This is a genomic window from Photorhabdus machadonis, from assembly GCF_052657765.1.
Window position 1 is genome coordinate 2,447,916 of sequence record NZ_CP199761.1, and the last position, 16,713, is coordinate 2,464,628.

Sequence of the window (16,713 nt, forward strand, 5' to 3'; positions counted from 1 at the left end):
ACGACCAGTAAGGCCATCATTTGAGAATAGATCAAATGACTGAGATTGCCAGTAATAATATTTTCCATGCTGTATTATCGGTAGATGATATTGCTGTTATAATTATCTGTTCTAAAACTTAGTTTCGTCATATTGCTTTTTTCATCTTCGCTATTCTTTAACCTTTTCCACATTTAGTAGGAAATATTTATTTGGTGTGGTCGTAGGAGCTGAAAGTGTCAACGATAAAGTGGTAGTGCAATAATTCTATGGATAAATTGTTTGAATGTTTTGTTTTTTACTTCATGAAGTGTTAACTCTAAAATGAAAGAAACTAATGATTGGTACGGTTATCAGATAATTGATCTTTATAATTGTGGAATAATTCAGTCTGATTTTTATTGCGTGAGGGCATTGAGATGCTTACAGTGAATCATATTCATACTGGCTGCACCTTTTAATGTTTTGGTAAGAGGTGTGACATCTCACTAACCTTTACCTATGCTCAATAAATATAATAAAGAATATCTTATTAAAGACATTAAAAAATTTACGTCAGTGTGACAGGCTGTTAACCTTATTGTTATGAGCATTTGATATTTTTTTGATATAAAAAATAGAGATGTATTTTGTAAATTTCATCGGATAGGTCAATATGAATAAAAATGAGTTTTATCGGGAGCTTGCAGCGGACTTAAAAGCGCTGTTGTCTGGTGAGTTTGACTTAATAGCGACGTTCGCTAATGCCAGTGCATTGTTGTATGAACGTTTGCATGACGTTAACTGGGTCGGTTTTTACCTGATTGATGGTGATACGTTGGTTCTGGGGCCTTTTCAGGGAAAAGTTGCCTGTGTGAGAATACCTGTTGGCAAGGGGGTATGTGGAACTGCTGTATCAGAAAAGCGTATTCAGCGTGTTGATGATGTTCATGCATTCCCCGGTCATATTGCTTGTGATGCTGCCAGTAACGCTGAAATTGTGTTGCCATTAATCGTAAACGATAGAATCATTGGTGTATTGGATATTGATAGCACGATTTTTAATAGATTCGACGAAAAAGACGAATTTGGCTTACAAGCCCTTATTGATGGGCTTTGTGCTCACTTAGAACAGTGCGTTGTGCCGAAATATGTTGAATTGAATGTAACTTAACATATGGATAACGTGGCATTTATCAGCAACGCTATTATAATGACGCCAGTTCATGCCTATGCTGGTTGGCAAAACCGTTGTAATCAGGAAATTTCATGGAAAATCAACCTAAGTTGAATAGTAGTAAAGAAATTATTGCTTTTTTAGCTGAGCGTTTCCCGCTCTGTTTCGTAGCCGAAGGTGAAGCTCGTCCTTTAAAGATCGGTATTTTTCAGGATATCGTTGAACGTATCCAGGACGAAGAGTGTTTAAGTAAAACACAATTGCGCTCTGCCTTGCGTCTGTATACATCAAGTTGGCGTTACCTGTATGGTGTTAAGGAGGGCGCGCAGCGTGTTGACCTTGATGGTAATTCATGCGGTGAACTGGAGGTGGAACACATTGAACACGCTCTCCAGCAACTGACTGAAGCCAAAGCACGGGTTCAGGCACAGCGTGCAGAACAAAGAGCTAAAAAACGTGAAGCTGAAAATGCGGCTACCGGTGAAAAAAATGAACGACCTGTAGCCAAAAAGCCCGCTCCTCGTCGTCGTGCCAATAATACTGAAGGGGAAAAACGGCAGCCACGCCAACAAAATCGCCCTCAGCAAGCACGTAAACCGGTGGCTAAACCTGCTCAACCTGCACCGACTCAGATCGCCGATGTTTCATCGCTGAAAATTGGTCAGGAAATTAAAGTAAGAGTGGGTAAAAGCTCAATGGATGCTTCTGTGCTTGAAATCGCCAAAGACGGTGTACGGGTACAATTGCCTTCCGGTTTAGCGATGATCGTACGCGCAGAACACTTACAGTTCTGATACGGAGGCCAACTTAGGCATGAACACATTCGTCAGATTGGCTTTTGTCTTGGGCGTTTCAATTTTTGGTACGTGTTATGCAAATACAAACAGTCCAGCGGCTGTTCCAGTTCGTATTGAACAACTGCCTGTATTGAAGCAAGAGCCTCAGCACTCAACAGTGAGCGAGCGGGTAACATCCCGCTTCACTCGCTCTCATTATCGTCAATTTGATTTAAATGGTGATTTTTCAGCAAAAATATTTGACCGATACCTTAATATACTGGACTACAGCCATAACATATTATTGGCGTCAGATGTAGCTCAGTATGCTGATAGGAAGAAGTTGTTAGGTAAGGAATTGGAAAGCGGGAATCTGGAAATCCCGTATGACCTGTTTAATTTGTTGCAAAAACGCCGCTTTGAACGATATCAGTACGCTTTATCTCGTCTTGAACAGCCAATGAATTTTGGTGGTAACGATACAATTGATGTTGATCGTTCCAAAGCCCCTTGGCCGCAGAATATCGAAGAATTAAATAAACTTTGGGATGCTAAAGTTAAATATGATTGGCTCAATCTCAAACTCACCGGTAAAGACGATAAAGAAATTAAACAAGTGCTGACCAAGCGCTATCAGTTTGCGTTAAAACGTCTGACACAAAGTCAGAGTGAAGATGTTTTCCAATTGATTATGACCGCGTTTGCCCGTGAGATCGATCCTCATACCAATTATCTTTCACCACGCAATACTGAACAATTTAACTCAGAGATGAGTCTTTCTCTGGAAGGAATTGGTGCTGTTTTACAGATAGATGATGACTATACCGTCATAAATTCTATGGTTGCCGGTGGACCTGCCGCCAAAAGCAACGCATTAAAAGTGGGTGATAAGATTATTGGTGTCGCTCAGGCAGGGAGGTCCATGGTGGATATTATTGGCTGGCGTCTGGATGATGTGGTTGCACTGATTAAAGGCCCTAAAGGCAGTAAAATACGGCTTGAGGTTATTTCTGATACCAAAGGGGCAAAACCACGTACTATCACTTTGACTCGTGAACAGATCCGTCTGGAAGATCGGGCAGTGAAGATGTCAGTCAAGACAATTGGTAAGGAAAAAGTAGGCGTTCTTGATATCCCAGGTTTTTACGTTGGCTTGACTGATAATGTTAAAACTCAATTGCAAAAACTGACTAAACAGCATGTCAGTGCTATTGTTATTGATCTGCGTAGTAATGGTGGTGGTGCACTGACAGAAGCGGTTTCTCTGTCTGGCCTGTTTCTCCCAAGCGGGCCGGTTGTGCAAGTCAGGGATAATAATGGGAAAGTCCGCCAGGATTCCGATACTGATGAAGTGGTGTACTATAAAGGGCCTTTGGTTGTCTTGGTAGACCGTTTTAGTGCTTCTGCTTCTGAGATTTTCGCCGCAGCAATGCAGGATTATGGACGGGCGTTGATTGTTGGTGAGCCAACGTTTGGTAAAGGTACGGTTCAGCAATATCGTTCTTTGAGTCGTATTTACGATCAAATGATGCGCCCTGATTGGCCATCACTGGGTTCTGTCCAGTATACGATTCAGAAATTCTATCGTGTGAATGGTGGTAGTACCCAGCGTAAAGGTGTTACACCTGATATTGTGATGCCAACGGGGATTGATCCAGCAGAAACAGGGGAAAGTTTTGAAGATAATGCTTTGCCTTGGGATAGTGTTCCTCCTGCCCGTTATACAGGATCTAAAGTTATTGCGGGGTTAGTTCCGCAGTTGAATGTGGCTCATAGTGCCCGCATCGCGGATGATCCAGAGTTCAAGCATATAAATGAAGACATTGCGCACTATAAGGCAATAAAAGAGCATAAGAACATTGTTTCTCTTAATTATGCACAAAGAGAGAAAGAGAACAAAGAAGATGATGCTTTAAAACTGAACCGGATTAATGATCGCTTTAAACGCGAGGGCAAAAAACGGTTAACTTCACTGGATGATTTACCTAAAGATTATCAGGGGCCGGATCCCTATCTTGATGAATCAGTGAAAATTGCACTTGATTTAGCGCATCAACCTGTCGAGAAAATGTTAGCCAAATCTAAGTAGAGTGATTTTCAAACAGCCCGTTAACGATGTTCAATGCCGTTCACTTGAGATGTTTTGAGTGAACGGTGTATTGGGCTTTCAATATCCATATAAACGTTGTTTTTTGAGCTGTTCTCTCTTTTCAGGAGAATGATGAACTGTTTCACATTTTCTCTGTGTTACCGGCTATTGGAGTATTTTGCTTAACCAATTGGTGTTAGGCTGATACCGGTTTTTTTATGATTTTGTAAAGTTGTGTTGATTTTATCGCTTGAAGAGTTCAAAACCTTGAATATAGCAAGAACAGCCTTATTTATAGATTAACTCTGAAAGTGCATTAATTATTAATAAAGGAAGCCGGTTTTTATGATGCGAATTGCTTTGTTCCTCCTCACTAACCTTGCTGTTATGTTGGTGTTCGGGATAATACTTTCTCTGACAGGAATTCAGGGAAGTAGCGTACAAGGTTTAATGATTATGGCTGGTCTGTTCGGCTTCGGTGGGTCGTTTATTTCCCTACTGATGTCCAAATGGATGGCCTTACGTTCTGTTGGTGGTCAGGTTATAGAACAGCCAGCAAATGAAGTTGAACATTGGTTAGTTGAAACTGTTCGCCGTCAGGCGGAGCAGGTCAATATTACGATGCCACAGGTTGCGATTTATGCTGCGCCTGACATTAATGCCTTTGCGACTGGCGCTCGTCGTAATGCTTCTCTGGTAGCTGTTAGTACGGGCCTGTTGGATAATATGAGCAGGGCAGAAGCGGAAGCTGTTATTGCCCATGAGATTAGCCATATTGCTAACGGTGATATGGTGACGATGACGTTGCTGCAAGGAATAGTCAATACCTTCGTTATCTTCATCTCCCGTTTGCTGGCTCAGGTTGTATCAGGTTTTCTGTCTGGTAACAATAATGAAGAAGAGGGCAGCTCTTCTGGTAACCCGATCGTTTACATGGTTGTTTCAATGGTGCTGGAAATTGTATTCGGTATTCTGGCAAGTATTATCACCATGTGGTTCTCCCGCTACCGCGAATTCCATGCAGATGCAGGTTCCGCTAGGTTAGTTGGCCGTGAGAAGATGATTGCGGCTTTACAGCGTCTGAAAACCAGTTATGAACCGCAGGAAGAAGGCAGTATGATGGCATTCTGTATTAATGGTAAATCCAGGACGTTCAGTGAGCTGTTTCTGTCTCACCCACCATTAGACAAACGTATTGAAGCTCTGCGTAGTGGGCAGTACCTGAATAAATAATATTGTGAATAAAATGAAAAAGCCGAAGAATGTGTATTCCTCGGCTTTTTTATGATTTTTGAAATTCAAATCATAGCTGATTTAATTCAACTTCTTCTTCCTGATTGAAGATATTTTTATCAGTTTGCCCCATTAACTGGCTGGTAATTGTACCGGCGGTCATTGAGCCACTCACATTTAGCGCGGTACGGCCCATATCAATAAGAGGCTCAACAGAAATCAATAGGGCAATTAGCGTTACAGGTAATCCCATTGCGGGTAAAACAATCAGTGCGGCAAATGTGGCACCGCCACCTACACCAGCAACGCCTGCGGAGCTGATAGTCACAATACCAACCAGTGTTGCAATCCATACAGGATCAAATGGGTTTATGCCTACTGTCGGCGCAACCATGACTGCCAGCATGGCAGGATAAATCCCGGCGCAGCCATTTTGACCAATTGTTGAGCCGAAAGATGCTGAGAAACTGGCGATAGATTCCGGTACACCGATACGGCGTGTCTGGGTTTCAACATTTAGTGGGATACTGGCTGCACTTGAACGGCTAGTGAATGCAAAGGTCAATACCGGCCAGATTTTTTTGAAAAATTTAAGTGGATTGACACCGGTGAGAGAGAGCAGAAACCCGTGAACAACAAGCACCAGCGCTAGTGCAATGTAGGATGCGATAACAAAGCTGCCCAGTTTCGCAATTTCGTGGATATTGGAGTTGGCCACAACTTTGGTCATCAGAGCCATAACACCGTATGGTGTCAGGCGCATAACCAGGCGGACCAGTTTCATTGCCCATGTTTGCATAATATCGATAGCAGCTAATACACGTTCACCACGTTCGCGGTCATCTTTTAATATTTGCAGTGCGGCAATCCCCAGAAAGGTTGCAAAAATAACAACACTGATAACAGACGTTGGATTGGCACCGGCTAAATCAGCAAATGGGTTTTTAGGAATAAAAGATAAAATTAACTGTGGCACAGACAAATCAGAGATTTTGCCTATGTAGTTGTTTTCGATAGCCGACAGGCGTGCTGTTTCTTGAGTTCCTTGCACCAGACCTTCAGCAGTCAGACCGAATAGGTTAGTAATAATGATACCGATCAGCGCTGCGATCATGGTAGTGAACAGTAGGCTGCCGATGGTCAGAAAACTGATTTTACCCAGAGAAGATGCTTTATGCAATCTGGCAACTGCGCTTAGAATAGAGGCAAATACCAGCGGCATAATTACCATTTGCAGAAGCTGTACGTAGCCATTACCTACAATGTTGAACCATGAGATTGATTCTTTCAGTGTGGTATTATCAGCTCCATAAGTCAGTTGTAGCGCCAGACCAAAAATAACGCCAATGGCAAGGCCGAAAAGAACCTTTTTCGACAGACTCCATTGGTGTGAGCTGGCTTTCGACAATAGCAAAAGCAGTGCTGCGAAAACGAGCACATTTAGAATTAGTGGTAAATTCATCCCCAAACTCCAGATTTTAATTATTAAGGGAGTTAAGCTGTATTAATCGAGTTAAGTTATAAACCTATACCCTACAGCAAGTAATTGAGAATATGGTATCAGCTAAGGTTATCGGTCCTTATAATTAAATAGAATTTGATATAATCATCATGGCAATTAAGATTGATTTTTATGCGACTATAACACTGAAAATATTTTCAAAGGTTATTAACAGCACAGTTTTTTGATGTAATCTATATAAATAAATATAGAGTATTCAATATGTTCTGGCAGAAAAATGGCAATGACAACCAGCAAGGCAGAAATAAATCTTTCTGCTTTCTTATTTCCTTGTTTGCCAAGTACAGGCAGGCAGAAACGTATCTTTATTGGCCATAACAGTGGTACACCAGCGGGAGTTAGCATATCTGCTACCAGATGACTTAGATAGCCAACAATCATGGCATGGAAGAAATCGGTTGGTACAGGCCACTCTTCTGGTATTTTGAGCCAAAGTAAAGCAATACCTAATGTAAGAGCAAGTAAACTGTGAGTGAATCCTCTGTGACCACATAGTTTGGCAATTGGAATTGAGATAAATCTGAATAATCTCCCTAGGGTTGAATTTGGGTGATCTATATCTGGTAACAATGCAGTAAGCAGCACGCCTGGTAGCATATGCAACCAGTCACCATTGGCTATTTCTGGTGTTATTTCAAGTTTGTGCGCCATAATAATACTGGCAACTGAAAATAAAAGATGCCCTTCTGCGGTCATAAATTCCTCTGACTGATAACTGTCTATCCATACAGTTGGCGAAGTATAGTGGGTTTTATGCGGGTAAGATAGGGGGTGAAAAGCAAAAATATCTTATTTATTAATATATAACGTTAATATTTAATTAGATTTTCATTTGACAGAATAAGGAATAAACGCTATGGCGGTTATGTGAGCAATTAGAAACTGCCATTTAAACAAATAATGGTGGGGCTGTCCTAATACTACAAACCGTACTTCCTTTTTTCAACCGAAGGGACATTCATAGAAAAGTTTAATTCATACGGTTTCTCAGGGTCGTGAGTATCAAGGAAAATGCAACTTCTTGGTATCTACGGCTGTAATACTAGAACATCGTAAGCAGAAGCTGACACTAAGTCAGATTTTCGGTTATATCGCTAAAGTGTGGGCGAGTAAATATTCAACAGAGAAACCAAAAATAGGGACGTGATGGTGAAATACATCTATTCAATCATTTTGGGCGCAACTACCGCGTCCCTTTTATTTATTGGCAATACGCAAGATATCGAAGGTTTTGTGAGTCTCAGTTATTTTTCGGGTTGGTTGTTTGGTGTAATTAAGTTTTTAACTTATCTGTTTGGTAGGGATTCATTCGTTAAAGAGTACAAGTACGTTCTGACAGCATTCCGATACAGCATTTGTCATTTTTGTTGTATATCAAGGCTGGTTTGTTCTGGGGGCTATTTATGCAATAGGGGAAATGGCAGAAGCTGAATGTCAGAGCAAGCGAGAAACGCTATTAAAAGAATAAAATACCATTTTATAAAATTCTATAAAAGGTACTCATGAAGTGTCATTTATAGAATTTTGTATAAGTTTTTATGGTGTTTATTCTCTTATTATCTGATTTATAGAAATAATGCTGTGTTGGTAGTGATTTGTTTTTAGCTAATATATAATTTTTCTTCACCAGAAACTGAGTCTTTAATCCAATTTCATACCGGAGTGATTATGATCTCAATACAAACAGAAAAAGCAGCCCTTCTAATTTAATCAATTTATTAAATTTTACATTAGAAGGGGGAAACATGAGTTACTCAAAGATTGATATAGATCGCTGGGATAGGAAAGAGCATTTCTTACATTACTGTAATGTCGCGCAATGCGGATTTAGCCTAACAACAAAAATTGATATTACTCATTTGTTGTTTTCGTTGGTAGGAAAACAATATAAATTCTACCCAACCATGATTTATTTAATATCAACAGTTGTGAACTCTTACTCTGAGTTCAGAATGGCTATAAAAGATGAAGAATTAATTGTATGGGATAGTGTAAATCCTGCATATACAATCTTTCACAAGGAAACAGAAGCATTCTCAGTGATTTGGACTAAGTTCAATTCTGATCTGTCAGGGTTTATGAAAAACTATTCTGCTGATTATGAAACCTATAAATATGATCTTTGCTTTTTTTCTAAACCAGAACTACCTGAAAACCACTTTCATATATCGTCAGTGCCGTGGGTGAGTTTTGATGGATTTAACTTGAACGTTACGAATTTTACGGATTATTTTCCACCTATATTTACAATGGGAAAATATTACAAAAAGGGAAATCAAACTCAGTTGCCTTTAACAATTCAGGTACATCATGCTACTTGCGACGGTTTCCATGTGGGGCGTGTTATTAATAAATTACAAGAGCTATGTAACGATTTTATTTAGTTAAAGCCAACCTCAACCTGAATTATTTATGGCCTTAATATAAAATTGTATCAGAAATACGCTAATAGCCATCAGTTAACACAGATGGCTATTAGTGTCCATAATACTTCGGCAATACGAATGGTGATCTTTTTGTTATTGGATAAATATAAGTACTACATGTTGGTTACCTTCGGTGGTTTTGTTTTATATCGGCTAAAAAGTGATCTAGCGTTATCAGTATAGTGATCACTTGGCTGGACCAGGAAATGAATCTACATATTTAATAGTAAAGTCCGGGAATGAGTTTACGAACTGAATTTTGTAATCAGGTGATGAATCAACCATTCTCCATTTACCCGGAGAATTAGCGGAACCATTCACAACTTTGACTTTCAGGTCTGGTGATGAGTTAACAATCTTAACTTTATAGTCCGCACCAAAATTAACGACTTTGATGTTCCCATAAATTTCAGAAACATTGGGTTTAGCGTAAACACTAAATGGAAGTAACGCGACTAATAGAACTGCTAATTTTTTCATGTGAACTCCTGTTTTTGACAAATTCATTATAGGAGATTTAAATAAAGGAAATCCAATGGCGGGATTAAAAAAGCTATCGAGTAAATTGACTCAAATAAAGAAGCAAGTCCCGTTTGCTACTGTTCAGGCTGGTGTTGGTGTAAGGTGAACAAGTCAATTACGCCCATTTCGATTAAAGCGATGAAGAATTTCATAATCCAGGTCTTTACGTATGGCAAGAGCCAATGTCGTTGTTTACCGGCTTTATGCCAGCGATTGAGTAATTCAAGTGAATAGTAGTCTTTGTCAAATAACGTCAATGAATTATCAGGTGTCTTTTCCATTAGCTCTTCAGTTAATGTCATTTTGTTAGTTTTATATCCGACAAAAACACCATTGATGAGTTGGTGACTGGTCAGTTCCATGTGACAAACCATTCTGGTTTTAGGGAAGGCATTTTCATTGTGCTGATTGTTTTGTGTGCCAAAAACTTCATGATTTTCAGGTGTGTTTTGGTGATAAATTTTCATTTAATTTATTGTTTTTATTATTTATTTTAAATGTTGATTTATTTTGTCAAATGCCGTTTCATTTGGTAAATGAAAAGACATAAGTATCTCTCACTGGTCAGACAGTTAGCGAAAGCCGATTGTAGTAATCATCGGTAGATGAAATCTTTTTCTTGTGGGGAACAGGGTAAGAAATGCTTAGTTAATTAAATATAAAGTTAAATTTAATGGTTGATGGGCTATGATTAGCCAAAAATAAAATCTATTTACTGCTATGAGGGGTATCATGACTTACCAAAAAGCCGGATGCATCGCTATTATTAAGCGAATTTTAGGTTGGGTGATTTTTATTCCGGCATTCTTATCGACCATCGTTTCTGTGATCAATCTTGCCTGGCTGCATGGTATTAAAGGTGATGGCATCAATGCTGTTTTAGATGATTTCCTGAAAATGATGGCTGAAATGGTGCGCTTTAATACGCCATTTTTGGATTTCTTCTGGAAAAATTCGCCAACTCCCGTTCGTTTGGCTGGTTTCACTGGGGAAAATATGAGTTTTCTGATTATTTATTTTCTTATTTTTGTTGGTCTTGCTATGAATGCATCAGGCCAGCGTATGTATAGACAAGTGAAATTTGTACGTGAAAATATTGAAGATCAGTTGATTCTTGAAAGAGTCAAAGATAATGGTGGCCTGACAAGAGAACAGATTGAATTAAGAATCAAACTTCCGCACCATACATTGTTTAGTCAAATTTATATTTTATATGTTTCACCGGTAATTATCGGTGCAATTTTTTATTTTCTACTGGGAATTTTAGGCTGGTAAATCTTCTGGTGGTGATGGCTGCGGAATGAAGTGTTTCCGCAGCCAATTGTTTCTTCATTGCATAATGTCATCAATAATGTCTTGCGCCGCAATAAAATTATCACTACCAAACAGATTACAACGGTTAAGCAAATAATAGAGCTGATATATAGGTTGTCGATCAATGAAATTGGCAGGCAGTGACCACACACTCTGATAACCATCAAAAATTTGCATCGGTAAATCAGGGTACAACGGTAGCATAGCAAAATCACACTCACGATCTCCCCAATAACAAGCAGGATCGAAAGCAACGGCGTGATCATCCAGAGAAGCGCAATTAGCTGGCCAGAGATCGCCATGTAAGAGAGAGGGCTGTGGTTGGTGATGTTGAAGCTTGTTACTTACGACCCGAACAATATTATCAATATCACCAAATATCATGCCTTTTTCTGCTGCAATCTGTAATTGCCAACCAATTCGTTTCTCTGCATAAAACTGATGCCAACGTCGTTGCCAACCATTTGGTTGTGGTGTTGTTGCCAGCATATTGTCAAAATCAAAGCCGAATTGGGGTTGCTCACTCCACTGATGAAGTTTTGCCAATTGTTGACCGAAACAATAAGCATTGTGTGGGTTAAAAGATTTTAAAGGCAGAAATTCAAGTAACAGAAAACTGTAGTCTCGATCACAGCCAACACCATAAACAGCTGGGACACGAATAGTTTGACTGCGTGCCAGTAGTTCAAGTTGTTCAGATTCTGCTTTGAAGACAGGGAGCATTTCTTTCAGATTTGATTTGACAAAAACTTGCCGTTCGCCATGAATGATTTGCCAGGCTTGATGAATATCGCCTCCAGTTAACGCAGTTTTATCGTGAATCTCGGCAGCACCGAAATATTCATTTAGCAAACGATTTACTGCCTGCCACATGGTTCACCTCTCTAAATCGTCAATCACTTTAATGAACAATTATAGTCAGAGAAAATATATGAGTCGGTAAAAAAGATGATTAGCGGGGTTATATCTTAAAACAGATATAACCCTTTTTGTTATTGATTAGGTTCGTCGGAGACTTGGAGAGTAGTTTGATGGGTTTTACGTTTGAGTTTCGTTCTTGTCTGCTTTATCTGGTTGTAACTCAGTGCCAGTGTAAAGAAAATAGCTTGGACAATAACAATGCATGGTCCTGTTGCACCATCAATATGGAAACTAATCAGTGTACCAAGAACACAGGAAATGACCGACGCAACAGTAGCGACAATTAACATTCGGTCAAAACTGCGGCATAACATAAAAGCGATAATCCCCGGCGATATTAACATTGCGATAACCAGAATCATTCCCACGGCTTGCAGGGAGGCGACAATAGTCATTGCCAGCAAACAAAGCAAACCGTAATGCAAAAACTTAACAGGTAATCCTACTACGCGCGCTTGGTTTTGATCAAAGCAATAGAGCATGAAATCTTTACGTTTTAGCAGTATCACAGCCATGGTAATACAGGAAATCCATAATGTTTGATTTAATTCATCTTTAGTGATCCCCAGCATATTACCAAACAGAATATGAGTGAGATGTTGGTCGGTATCCATTCGGGCAAAAAGAACTAAACCAAAAGCAAACATGCCGGAAAAGACGATTCCCATCACAGTATCTTCTTTTATCCGGCTGTGTTCTTTCAGATATCCTGTTGCAAAAGCACAAAAAATACCAGAAAGAAACGCGCCAATAGCCAGAGGAATCCCGGCAGCGAAAGCCAGTACAATCCCCGGTAATACGGCATGAGAGATAGCATCTCCCATTAACGACCACCCTTTAAGTACCAGGTAACAAGAGAGCATCGCACATACTGCGCCTGTCACAATGGCTGCGAACATTGCCCGTTGCATAAATGGAAACATAAACGGTTCAGTGATCAATTGAATCAACTGATTCATAGCGGTGTCTCCTTAGCCAATGCCACGGATTCTTTTCTGGCACGTATACGGGATGCGACTAATCCGTGTTTTGGTGCAAAGAAGAATGCCAATAGGAAAATAACAGTTTGTAGCGTGACAATAACACCGCCGGTGGCACCATTAAGGAAGAAACTTAAATAAGCACCAAACGCACTGGTCAGGGAACCAATAGCCACTGCAATTATCAGTAAGTGTTTAAAACGGTCAGTCAGTAAATAGGCGGTTGCGCCTGGCGTCACTACCATTGCAATGACCAGAATAGCACCGACAGTTTGTAAGGCAGCAACGGTACAGGCACTCAGTAAAGTAAAAAAAATGATTTTCATCCGTAAGGGAGATAAGCCAATAGAACGTGCATGGGTTTCGTCAAAGAACACAACCAGCAAATCTTTCCAAATAAGCATCAACACGATAAATGAAACCGCAATGATAATTTCAACCTGGAGAACATCTTCATCAGCGATACCGAGGATATTGCCGAGGATAATGGTTTGTACGTTAACGGATGTGGGATTGAGAGAAACGATCAATAAGCCGGCAGCAAAGAAAGTAGAAAATATAAACCCGATCACCGCATCTTCACGTAAGCGAGTGATATGGCGAACGAGAGTCATTGATAGCGCTGCCAGCATGCCGGTAAAAAAAGCGCCACCTGCATAAGGAAGACCCAATGCGTAAGCCCCGGCGACACCAGGCACAACCGAGTGAGAGAGCGCATCTCCCATCAGTGACCAGCCTTTTAGCATCAGATAGGCAGAAAGAAAGGCACAAACGGCACCGACAATGGAACTGACCCAGATAGCTTTCACCATGTAGTTATAGTGAAAAGGTTGCAGCAAAAGTTCTATCATGGTTGATGTTTCTCCTTTTGCTGGGTTTGCCTCGGTGGAACATGATGATCTTGACCGTAAAACACCGCTGCACGCTCATCATCAGTAATAACCGTCAGAGAACGTGGATCATCATCATTATGCAACTCCGGCCCGGATAGATTAATGTGACGAAGTACTCCACCAAAAGTCATCTCTAAATTCTTCTGGGTGAACGTTGTTTCTGTCGGGCCACTTGCCAAAACAGTTCGGTTGATCAGGATAACGTGGTCACAGAATTCGGGGACACTGCCAAGGTTGTGAGTTGAGACTAAAACCAGATGACCTTCATCACGTAAATCACACAGCAGGTCAATGATGGCATTTTCTGTTTTTACATCAACACCGGTAAAAGGTTCATCCAGTAACAGAACTTTTCCTTCCTGAGCCAGCGCTCTTGCAAGAAAAACCCGTTTTTTTTGCCCGCCTGAGAGCTCTCCAATTTGCCGGTTGCGCAGAGCTGTTAAGCCAACCCGTTCAAGTGCTTCATCAACAGCTTGGTGATCCTTTTTGCCTGGGATTCTCAAAAAACCCATTTTGCCGTAGCGGCCCATCATAACGACATCAGAAACCAGTACTGGGAAGTTCCAGTCGACTTCTTCTGTTTGAGGTACATACGCGATAATATTTTTCTTTAACGCACTTTTGACAGGCATATCGCTCAGGGTAACTTTCCCCTGAGATGGGTTTACCAGCCCCATAATGGTTTTAAACAGTGTGGACTTACCACTGCCATTAATGCCAACCAATGCACAGATAGTACCGCCAGTGATAGAAAAACTGGCGTCATAAATAGCCGTGTGGCCGTTGTTATAAGTCACCGTGGCGTCATCAACCACTAAATGAGGGCGTTCAAACAGCATATTGCTATTCATTGATTAAATCCTTTTGCGATTGTATCTACCGTTTTGTTCAGTAAATCAATATAAGTTGGTACTGGCCCGTCATTGCCGGAGAGTGAATCTACATAAAGAACGCCACCATAACGGGCATCGGTTTCTTTACTGACTTGTTTGGCTGGTTTATCGGAAATTGTACTTTCGCTGAACACCACCGGGATCTTATTTGCTCTTACCGTATCAATCACATGACGAACTTGTTGTGGTGAACCTTGCTCTTCCGCATTGATTGGCCACAGATAAACTTCCTTGAATTGATAATCTTTAGCCAGATAGCTAAAAGCTCCTTCACTGGTGACTAACCAACGTTGATCCTGTGGAATACGGGCAAGACGTTCTCTCAGTGGAGAATCCAGTTGGGCGATTTTTTCAGCATAGGCTTTGGCGTTCCTATTATAAATTTCTGTATTTTCAGGATCATATTTCACAAATGCTTTGCGGATATTTTCAATATAAACCAAAGCGTTGGTTGGTGACATCCAGGCGTGAGGGTTAGGGTTTCCGTTGTAAGGTCCTTCACGAATGGGTAATGGTGTAATGCCTTCAGTAATGACAACGGCGGGCACATCTTTGAGGTTTTCAAAGAAACGTTCGAACCAGCGTTCCAGATTCAATCCATTCCAAAGGATCAAATCAGCATGTTGAGATTTTATAATATCTTTGGGAGTAGGCTGATAATCATGGATTTCAGCGCCTGGTTTAGTAATTGATTCAACAATTGCAGCATCACCTGCTACATTTTGTGCTATATCCTGAATGATTGTAAAAGTGGTGACGACTTTGAATTTTTTGGCAGCGGATACCTGCTGGCTAAATAAGATTATGGATAAGAGAATCAATACGATTCCTGGTATGGGGTAAGGAAGCAGAGAGAGTTTCTTTTTCATGAATTCAAACCTTTACTTGTTATAAATATGTATATGATAACGATTATCAATATCATTTAAGTAAAGTCAAGATTATAAAATTTAGAAACAGAGATTATTGTAATAGTTACTTCATATGATATGAACATGAATAGAGTTAAAAGTTAAGTAAAATATTTTTGGGTTGTGAACGAAATTGTATATGCTGCGCTGTAGTAGATTTGATCCAGAGGATTAAAGGGTGAAATTAAGACTCAGCTTTATGGCACTGATTGTGCTATTAGTCGGTTGTACTGGAAGGAATGCCCAGCAAACCAATATCGGGAAGCAGTCAGGTCAGCAACGTATGCTCAGTGGTAGCTCTGCTAATGTCGCTGGGTTTTCTTCTTTCCCGCCGACACCTTTTGATACATTTATTCAGCAGGCATCCAATCGGTACGGTGTTGATGAAACGCTTATCAGGGCGATTATTCAAGTTGAATCAGGTTTCCGCCCCGATGCCGTCAGTAAATCGAATGCAATTGGCCTTATGCAAATTAAAGCATCAACAGCAGGGCGGGATGTGTATCGACAGAAGGGGCGTTCTGGTCAGCCGACAACTCGCGAGTTGAAAGATCCTAAAACTAATATCGATCTTGGTACTGCTTATATTAGTCTTCTAAAAGAGCAGCATCTGGCGGGTATTGATAATCCGGAGACGCTCTACTATGCCACTATCGTTGCTTACGTTAATGGCGCGGGTGCGCTCTTGCGTATTTTTAGTGCTGACCGCCAGTTAGCCGTTAATAAAATAAACCGTATGACACCGGATGAGTTTTATCAGCATGTCCAAGATAATCATCCGGCACCTCAGGCCCCACGCTATTTGTGGAAAGTGAAGAATGCTTACCGTTCATTGACCATGGTAGATTAAAGAGCTGACAATAATGGCTATTCCATTTCTAATGAGTTTTTCTGAAATATATATTTGATTATGATTATGATTATGATTATATTCAGTTAGAACTGAGAACCGCCATTACTGTTTACTCCTGTTTCTTATAAGATTTTTTCAAGACTTGCATTGATTTCAATATCAAGCTAGCGATATCTATTCCGCTCTGTAATAAGCGCAGAAATCGTGCTTTTTCGTTGTTGCTATGATCGTGTTATTGATGCAGT

16 protein-coding genes are annotated in these 16,713 nt (G+C 40.4%); 7 read left to right on the top strand and 9 right to left on the bottom strand.

Annotation, left to right across the window (positions count from 1 at the left end):
• The first annotated feature begins 634 nt into the window (after nucleotides 1–634).
• The 4 genes from ACUN2T_RS11660 (at nucleotide 635) to htpX (ending at nucleotide 5,233) form a co-directional block, all read left to right on the top strand.
• Nucleotides 635–1,132, top strand: a complete 498-nt coding sequence (locus ACUN2T_RS11660) for a GAF domain-containing protein (RefSeq protein WP_133812766.1) — start codon at nucleotides 635–637, stop codon at nucleotides 1,130–1,132.
• Nucleotides 1,133–1,227: 95 nt separating this feature from the next.
• Nucleotides 1,228–1,929, top strand: a complete 702-nt coding sequence (gene proQ, locus ACUN2T_RS11665) for an RNA chaperone ProQ (RefSeq protein WP_445497601.1) — start codon at nucleotides 1,228–1,230, stop codon at nucleotides 1,927–1,929.
• 19 nt (nucleotides 1,930–1,948) lie between these two features.
• Nucleotides 1,949–4,000 carry a carboxy terminal-processing peptidase gene (gene prc, locus ACUN2T_RS11670; RefSeq protein ID WP_445497602.1) on the top strand — a complete coding sequence of 684 codons (2,052 nt, stop codon included), beginning with the start codon at nucleotides 1,949–1,951 and terminating at the stop codon, nucleotides 3,998–4,000.
• 345 nt (nucleotides 4,001–4,345) lie between these two features.
• A complete protein-coding gene (gene htpX / locus ACUN2T_RS11675; RefSeq protein WP_445497603.1) occupies nucleotides 4,346–5,233 on the top strand; it encodes a protease HtpX in 888 nt (295 codons plus the stop codon).
• Nucleotides 5,234–5,303: 70 nt separating this feature from the next.
• Here the strand turns inward: htpX and ACUN2T_RS11680 are convergent, their stop codons facing one another.
• The gene (locus ACUN2T_RS11680) at nucleotides 5,304–6,695 is read right to left on the bottom strand and encodes an L-cystine transporter (protein WP_445497604.1); all 1,392 of its coding nucleotides are present in this window, start codon (nucleotides 6,693–6,695) and stop codon (nucleotides 5,304–5,306) included.
• 207 nt (nucleotides 6,696–6,902) lie between these two features.
• Nucleotides 6,903–7,451 (bottom strand): metal-dependent hydrolase, encoded by a 549-nt coding sequence (locus ACUN2T_RS11685; RefSeq protein ID WP_445497605.1) that lies wholly within the window; start codon nucleotides 7,449–7,451, stop codon nucleotides 6,903–6,905.
• Nucleotides 7,452–8,500: 1,049 nt separating this feature from the next.
• On the opposite strand from ACUN2T_RS11685, the gene catA reads away from it, so the two are divergent.
• On the top strand, nucleotides 8,501–9,139 hold the full coding sequence (gene catA, locus ACUN2T_RS11690) for a type A chloramphenicol O-acetyltransferase (protein WP_445497606.1): 639 nt from the start codon (nucleotides 8,501–8,503) through the stop codon (nucleotides 9,137–9,139).
• A gap of 228 nt (nucleotides 9,140–9,367) precedes the next feature.
• On the opposite strand, the gene ACUN2T_RS11695 is transcribed toward catA, so the two are convergent.
• Both ACUN2T_RS11695 and ACUN2T_RS11700 read right to left on the bottom strand, forming a co-directional pair.
• Nucleotides 9,368–9,661: a hypothetical protein gene (locus ACUN2T_RS11695; protein WP_445497607.1), complete on the bottom strand. Its 294-nt coding sequence runs from the start codon at nucleotides 9,659–9,661 to the stop codon at nucleotides 9,368–9,370.
• 116 nt (nucleotides 9,662–9,777) lie between these two features.
• Nucleotides 9,778–10,170, bottom strand: coding sequence for a hypothetical protein (locus ACUN2T_RS11700; protein WP_445497608.1), 393 nt, complete (start codon nucleotides 10,168–10,170; stop codon nucleotides 9,778–9,780).
• Between the two features lie 265 nt (nucleotides 10,171–10,435).
• Here ACUN2T_RS11700 and ACUN2T_RS11705 point away from each other — a divergent pair, with 265 nt between their 5' ends.
• On the top strand, nucleotides 10,436–10,978 hold the full coding sequence (locus ACUN2T_RS11705) for a YniB family protein (RefSeq protein ID WP_445497609.1): 543 nt from the start codon (nucleotides 10,436–10,438) through the stop codon (nucleotides 10,976–10,978).
• A 54-nt stretch (nucleotides 10,979–11,032) separates the two neighbouring features.
• Here the strand turns inward: ACUN2T_RS11705 and ACUN2T_RS11710 are convergent, their stop codons facing one another.
• The 5 genes from ACUN2T_RS11710 to ACUN2T_RS11730 form a co-directional block, all read right to left on the bottom strand.
• Complete coding sequence (locus ACUN2T_RS11710; protein ID WP_445497610.1) at nucleotides 11,033–11,890, bottom strand: fructosamine kinase family protein; 858 nt, start codon at nucleotides 11,888–11,890, stop codon at nucleotides 11,033–11,035.
• Nucleotides 11,891–12,009: 119 nt separating this feature from the next.
• Nucleotides 12,010–12,897 carry a metal ABC transporter permease gene (locus ACUN2T_RS11715; RefSeq protein WP_445497611.1) on the bottom strand — a complete coding sequence of 296 codons (888 nt, stop codon included), beginning with the start codon at nucleotides 12,895–12,897 and terminating at the stop codon, nucleotides 12,010–12,012.
• Nucleotides 12,894–13,769, bottom strand: coding sequence for a metal ABC transporter permease (locus ACUN2T_RS11720; protein WP_021324215.1), 876 nt, complete (start codon nucleotides 13,767–13,769; stop codon nucleotides 12,894–12,896). Before ACUN2T_RS11720 ends, ACUN2T_RS11715 begins: the two co-directional genes overlap by 4 nt.
• Nucleotides 13,766–14,662, bottom strand: coding sequence for a manganese/iron ABC transporter ATP-binding protein (locus tag ACUN2T_RS11725; protein WP_445497612.1), 897 nt, complete (start codon nucleotides 14,660–14,662; stop codon nucleotides 13,766–13,768). The genes ACUN2T_RS11720 and ACUN2T_RS11725 overlap by 4 nt, the downstream gene beginning before the upstream one ends.
• On the bottom strand, nucleotides 14,659–15,573 hold the full coding sequence (locus tag ACUN2T_RS11730; protein ID WP_445497613.1) for a metal ABC transporter substrate-binding protein: 915 nt from the start codon (nucleotides 15,571–15,573) through the stop codon (nucleotides 14,659–14,661). Before ACUN2T_RS11730 ends, ACUN2T_RS11725 begins: the two co-directional genes overlap by 4 nt.
• A gap of 220 nt (nucleotides 15,574–15,793) precedes the next feature.
• Between ACUN2T_RS11730 and ACUN2T_RS11735 the strand changes: the two genes are divergently transcribed.
• Complete coding sequence (locus ACUN2T_RS11735) at nucleotides 15,794–16,465, top strand: transglycosylase SLT domain-containing protein (protein WP_445497614.1); 672 nt, start codon at nucleotides 15,794–15,796, stop codon at nucleotides 16,463–16,465.
• The last annotated feature ends 248 nt before the right edge of the window (nucleotides 16,466–16,713 follow it).

Excerpts from the sequence above, each read along its gene's own strand:
- catA (WP_445497606.1), top strand. The coding sequence starts at position 8,501 with ATGAGTTACTCAAAGATTGATATAGATCGCTGGGATAGGAAAGAGCAT.
- ACUN2T_RS11680 (WP_445497604.1), bottom strand. The coding sequence starts at position 6,695 with ATGAATTTACCACTAATTCTAAATGTGCTCGTTTTCGCAGCACTGCTT.
- ACUN2T_RS11695 (WP_445497607.1), bottom strand. The coding sequence starts at position 9,661 with ATGAAAAAATTAGCAGTTCTATTAGTCGCGTTACTTCCATTTAGTGTT.
- prc (WP_445497602.1), top strand. The coding sequence starts at position 1,949 with ATGAACACATTCGTCAGATTGGCTTTTGTCTTGGGCGTTTCAATTTTT.
- proQ (WP_445497601.1), top strand. The coding sequence starts at position 1,228 with ATGGAAAATCAACCTAAGTTGAATAGTAGTAAAGAAATTATTGCTTTT.
- ACUN2T_RS11730 (WP_445497613.1), bottom strand. The coding sequence starts at position 15,573 with ATGAAAAAGAAACTCTCTCTGCTTCCTTACCCCATACCAGGAATCGTA.
- ACUN2T_RS11710 (WP_445497610.1), bottom strand. The coding sequence starts at position 11,890 with ATGTGGCAGGCAGTAAATCGTTTGCTAAATGAATATTTCGGTGCTGCC.
- ACUN2T_RS11720 (WP_021324215.1), bottom strand. The coding sequence starts at position 13,769 with ATGATAGAACTTTTGCTGCAACCTTTTCACTATAACTACATGGTGAAA.
- ACUN2T_RS11685 (WP_445497605.1), bottom strand. The coding sequence starts at position 7,451 with ATGACCGCAGAAGGGCATCTTTTATTTTCAGTTGCCAGTATTATTATG.
- ACUN2T_RS11725 (WP_445497612.1), bottom strand. The coding sequence starts at position 14,662 with ATGAATAGCAATATGCTGTTTGAACGCCCTCATTTAGTGGTTGATGAC.
- ACUN2T_RS11660 (WP_133812766.1), top strand. The coding sequence starts at position 635 with ATGAATAAAAATGAGTTTTATCGGGAGCTTGCAGCGGACTTAAAAGCG.
- ACUN2T_RS11700 (WP_445497608.1), bottom strand. The coding sequence starts at position 10,170 with ATGAAAATTTATCACCAAAACACACCTGAAAATCATGAAGTTTTTGGC.
- ACUN2T_RS11705 (WP_445497609.1), top strand. The coding sequence starts at position 10,436 with ATGACTTACCAAAAAGCCGGATGCATCGCTATTATTAAGCGAATTTTA.
- htpX (WP_445497603.1), top strand. The coding sequence starts at position 4,346 with ATGATGCGAATTGCTTTGTTCCTCCTCACTAACCTTGCTGTTATGTTG.
- ACUN2T_RS11715 (WP_445497611.1), bottom strand. The coding sequence starts at position 12,897 with ATGAATCAGTTGATTCAATTGATCACTGAACCGTTTATGTTTCCATTT.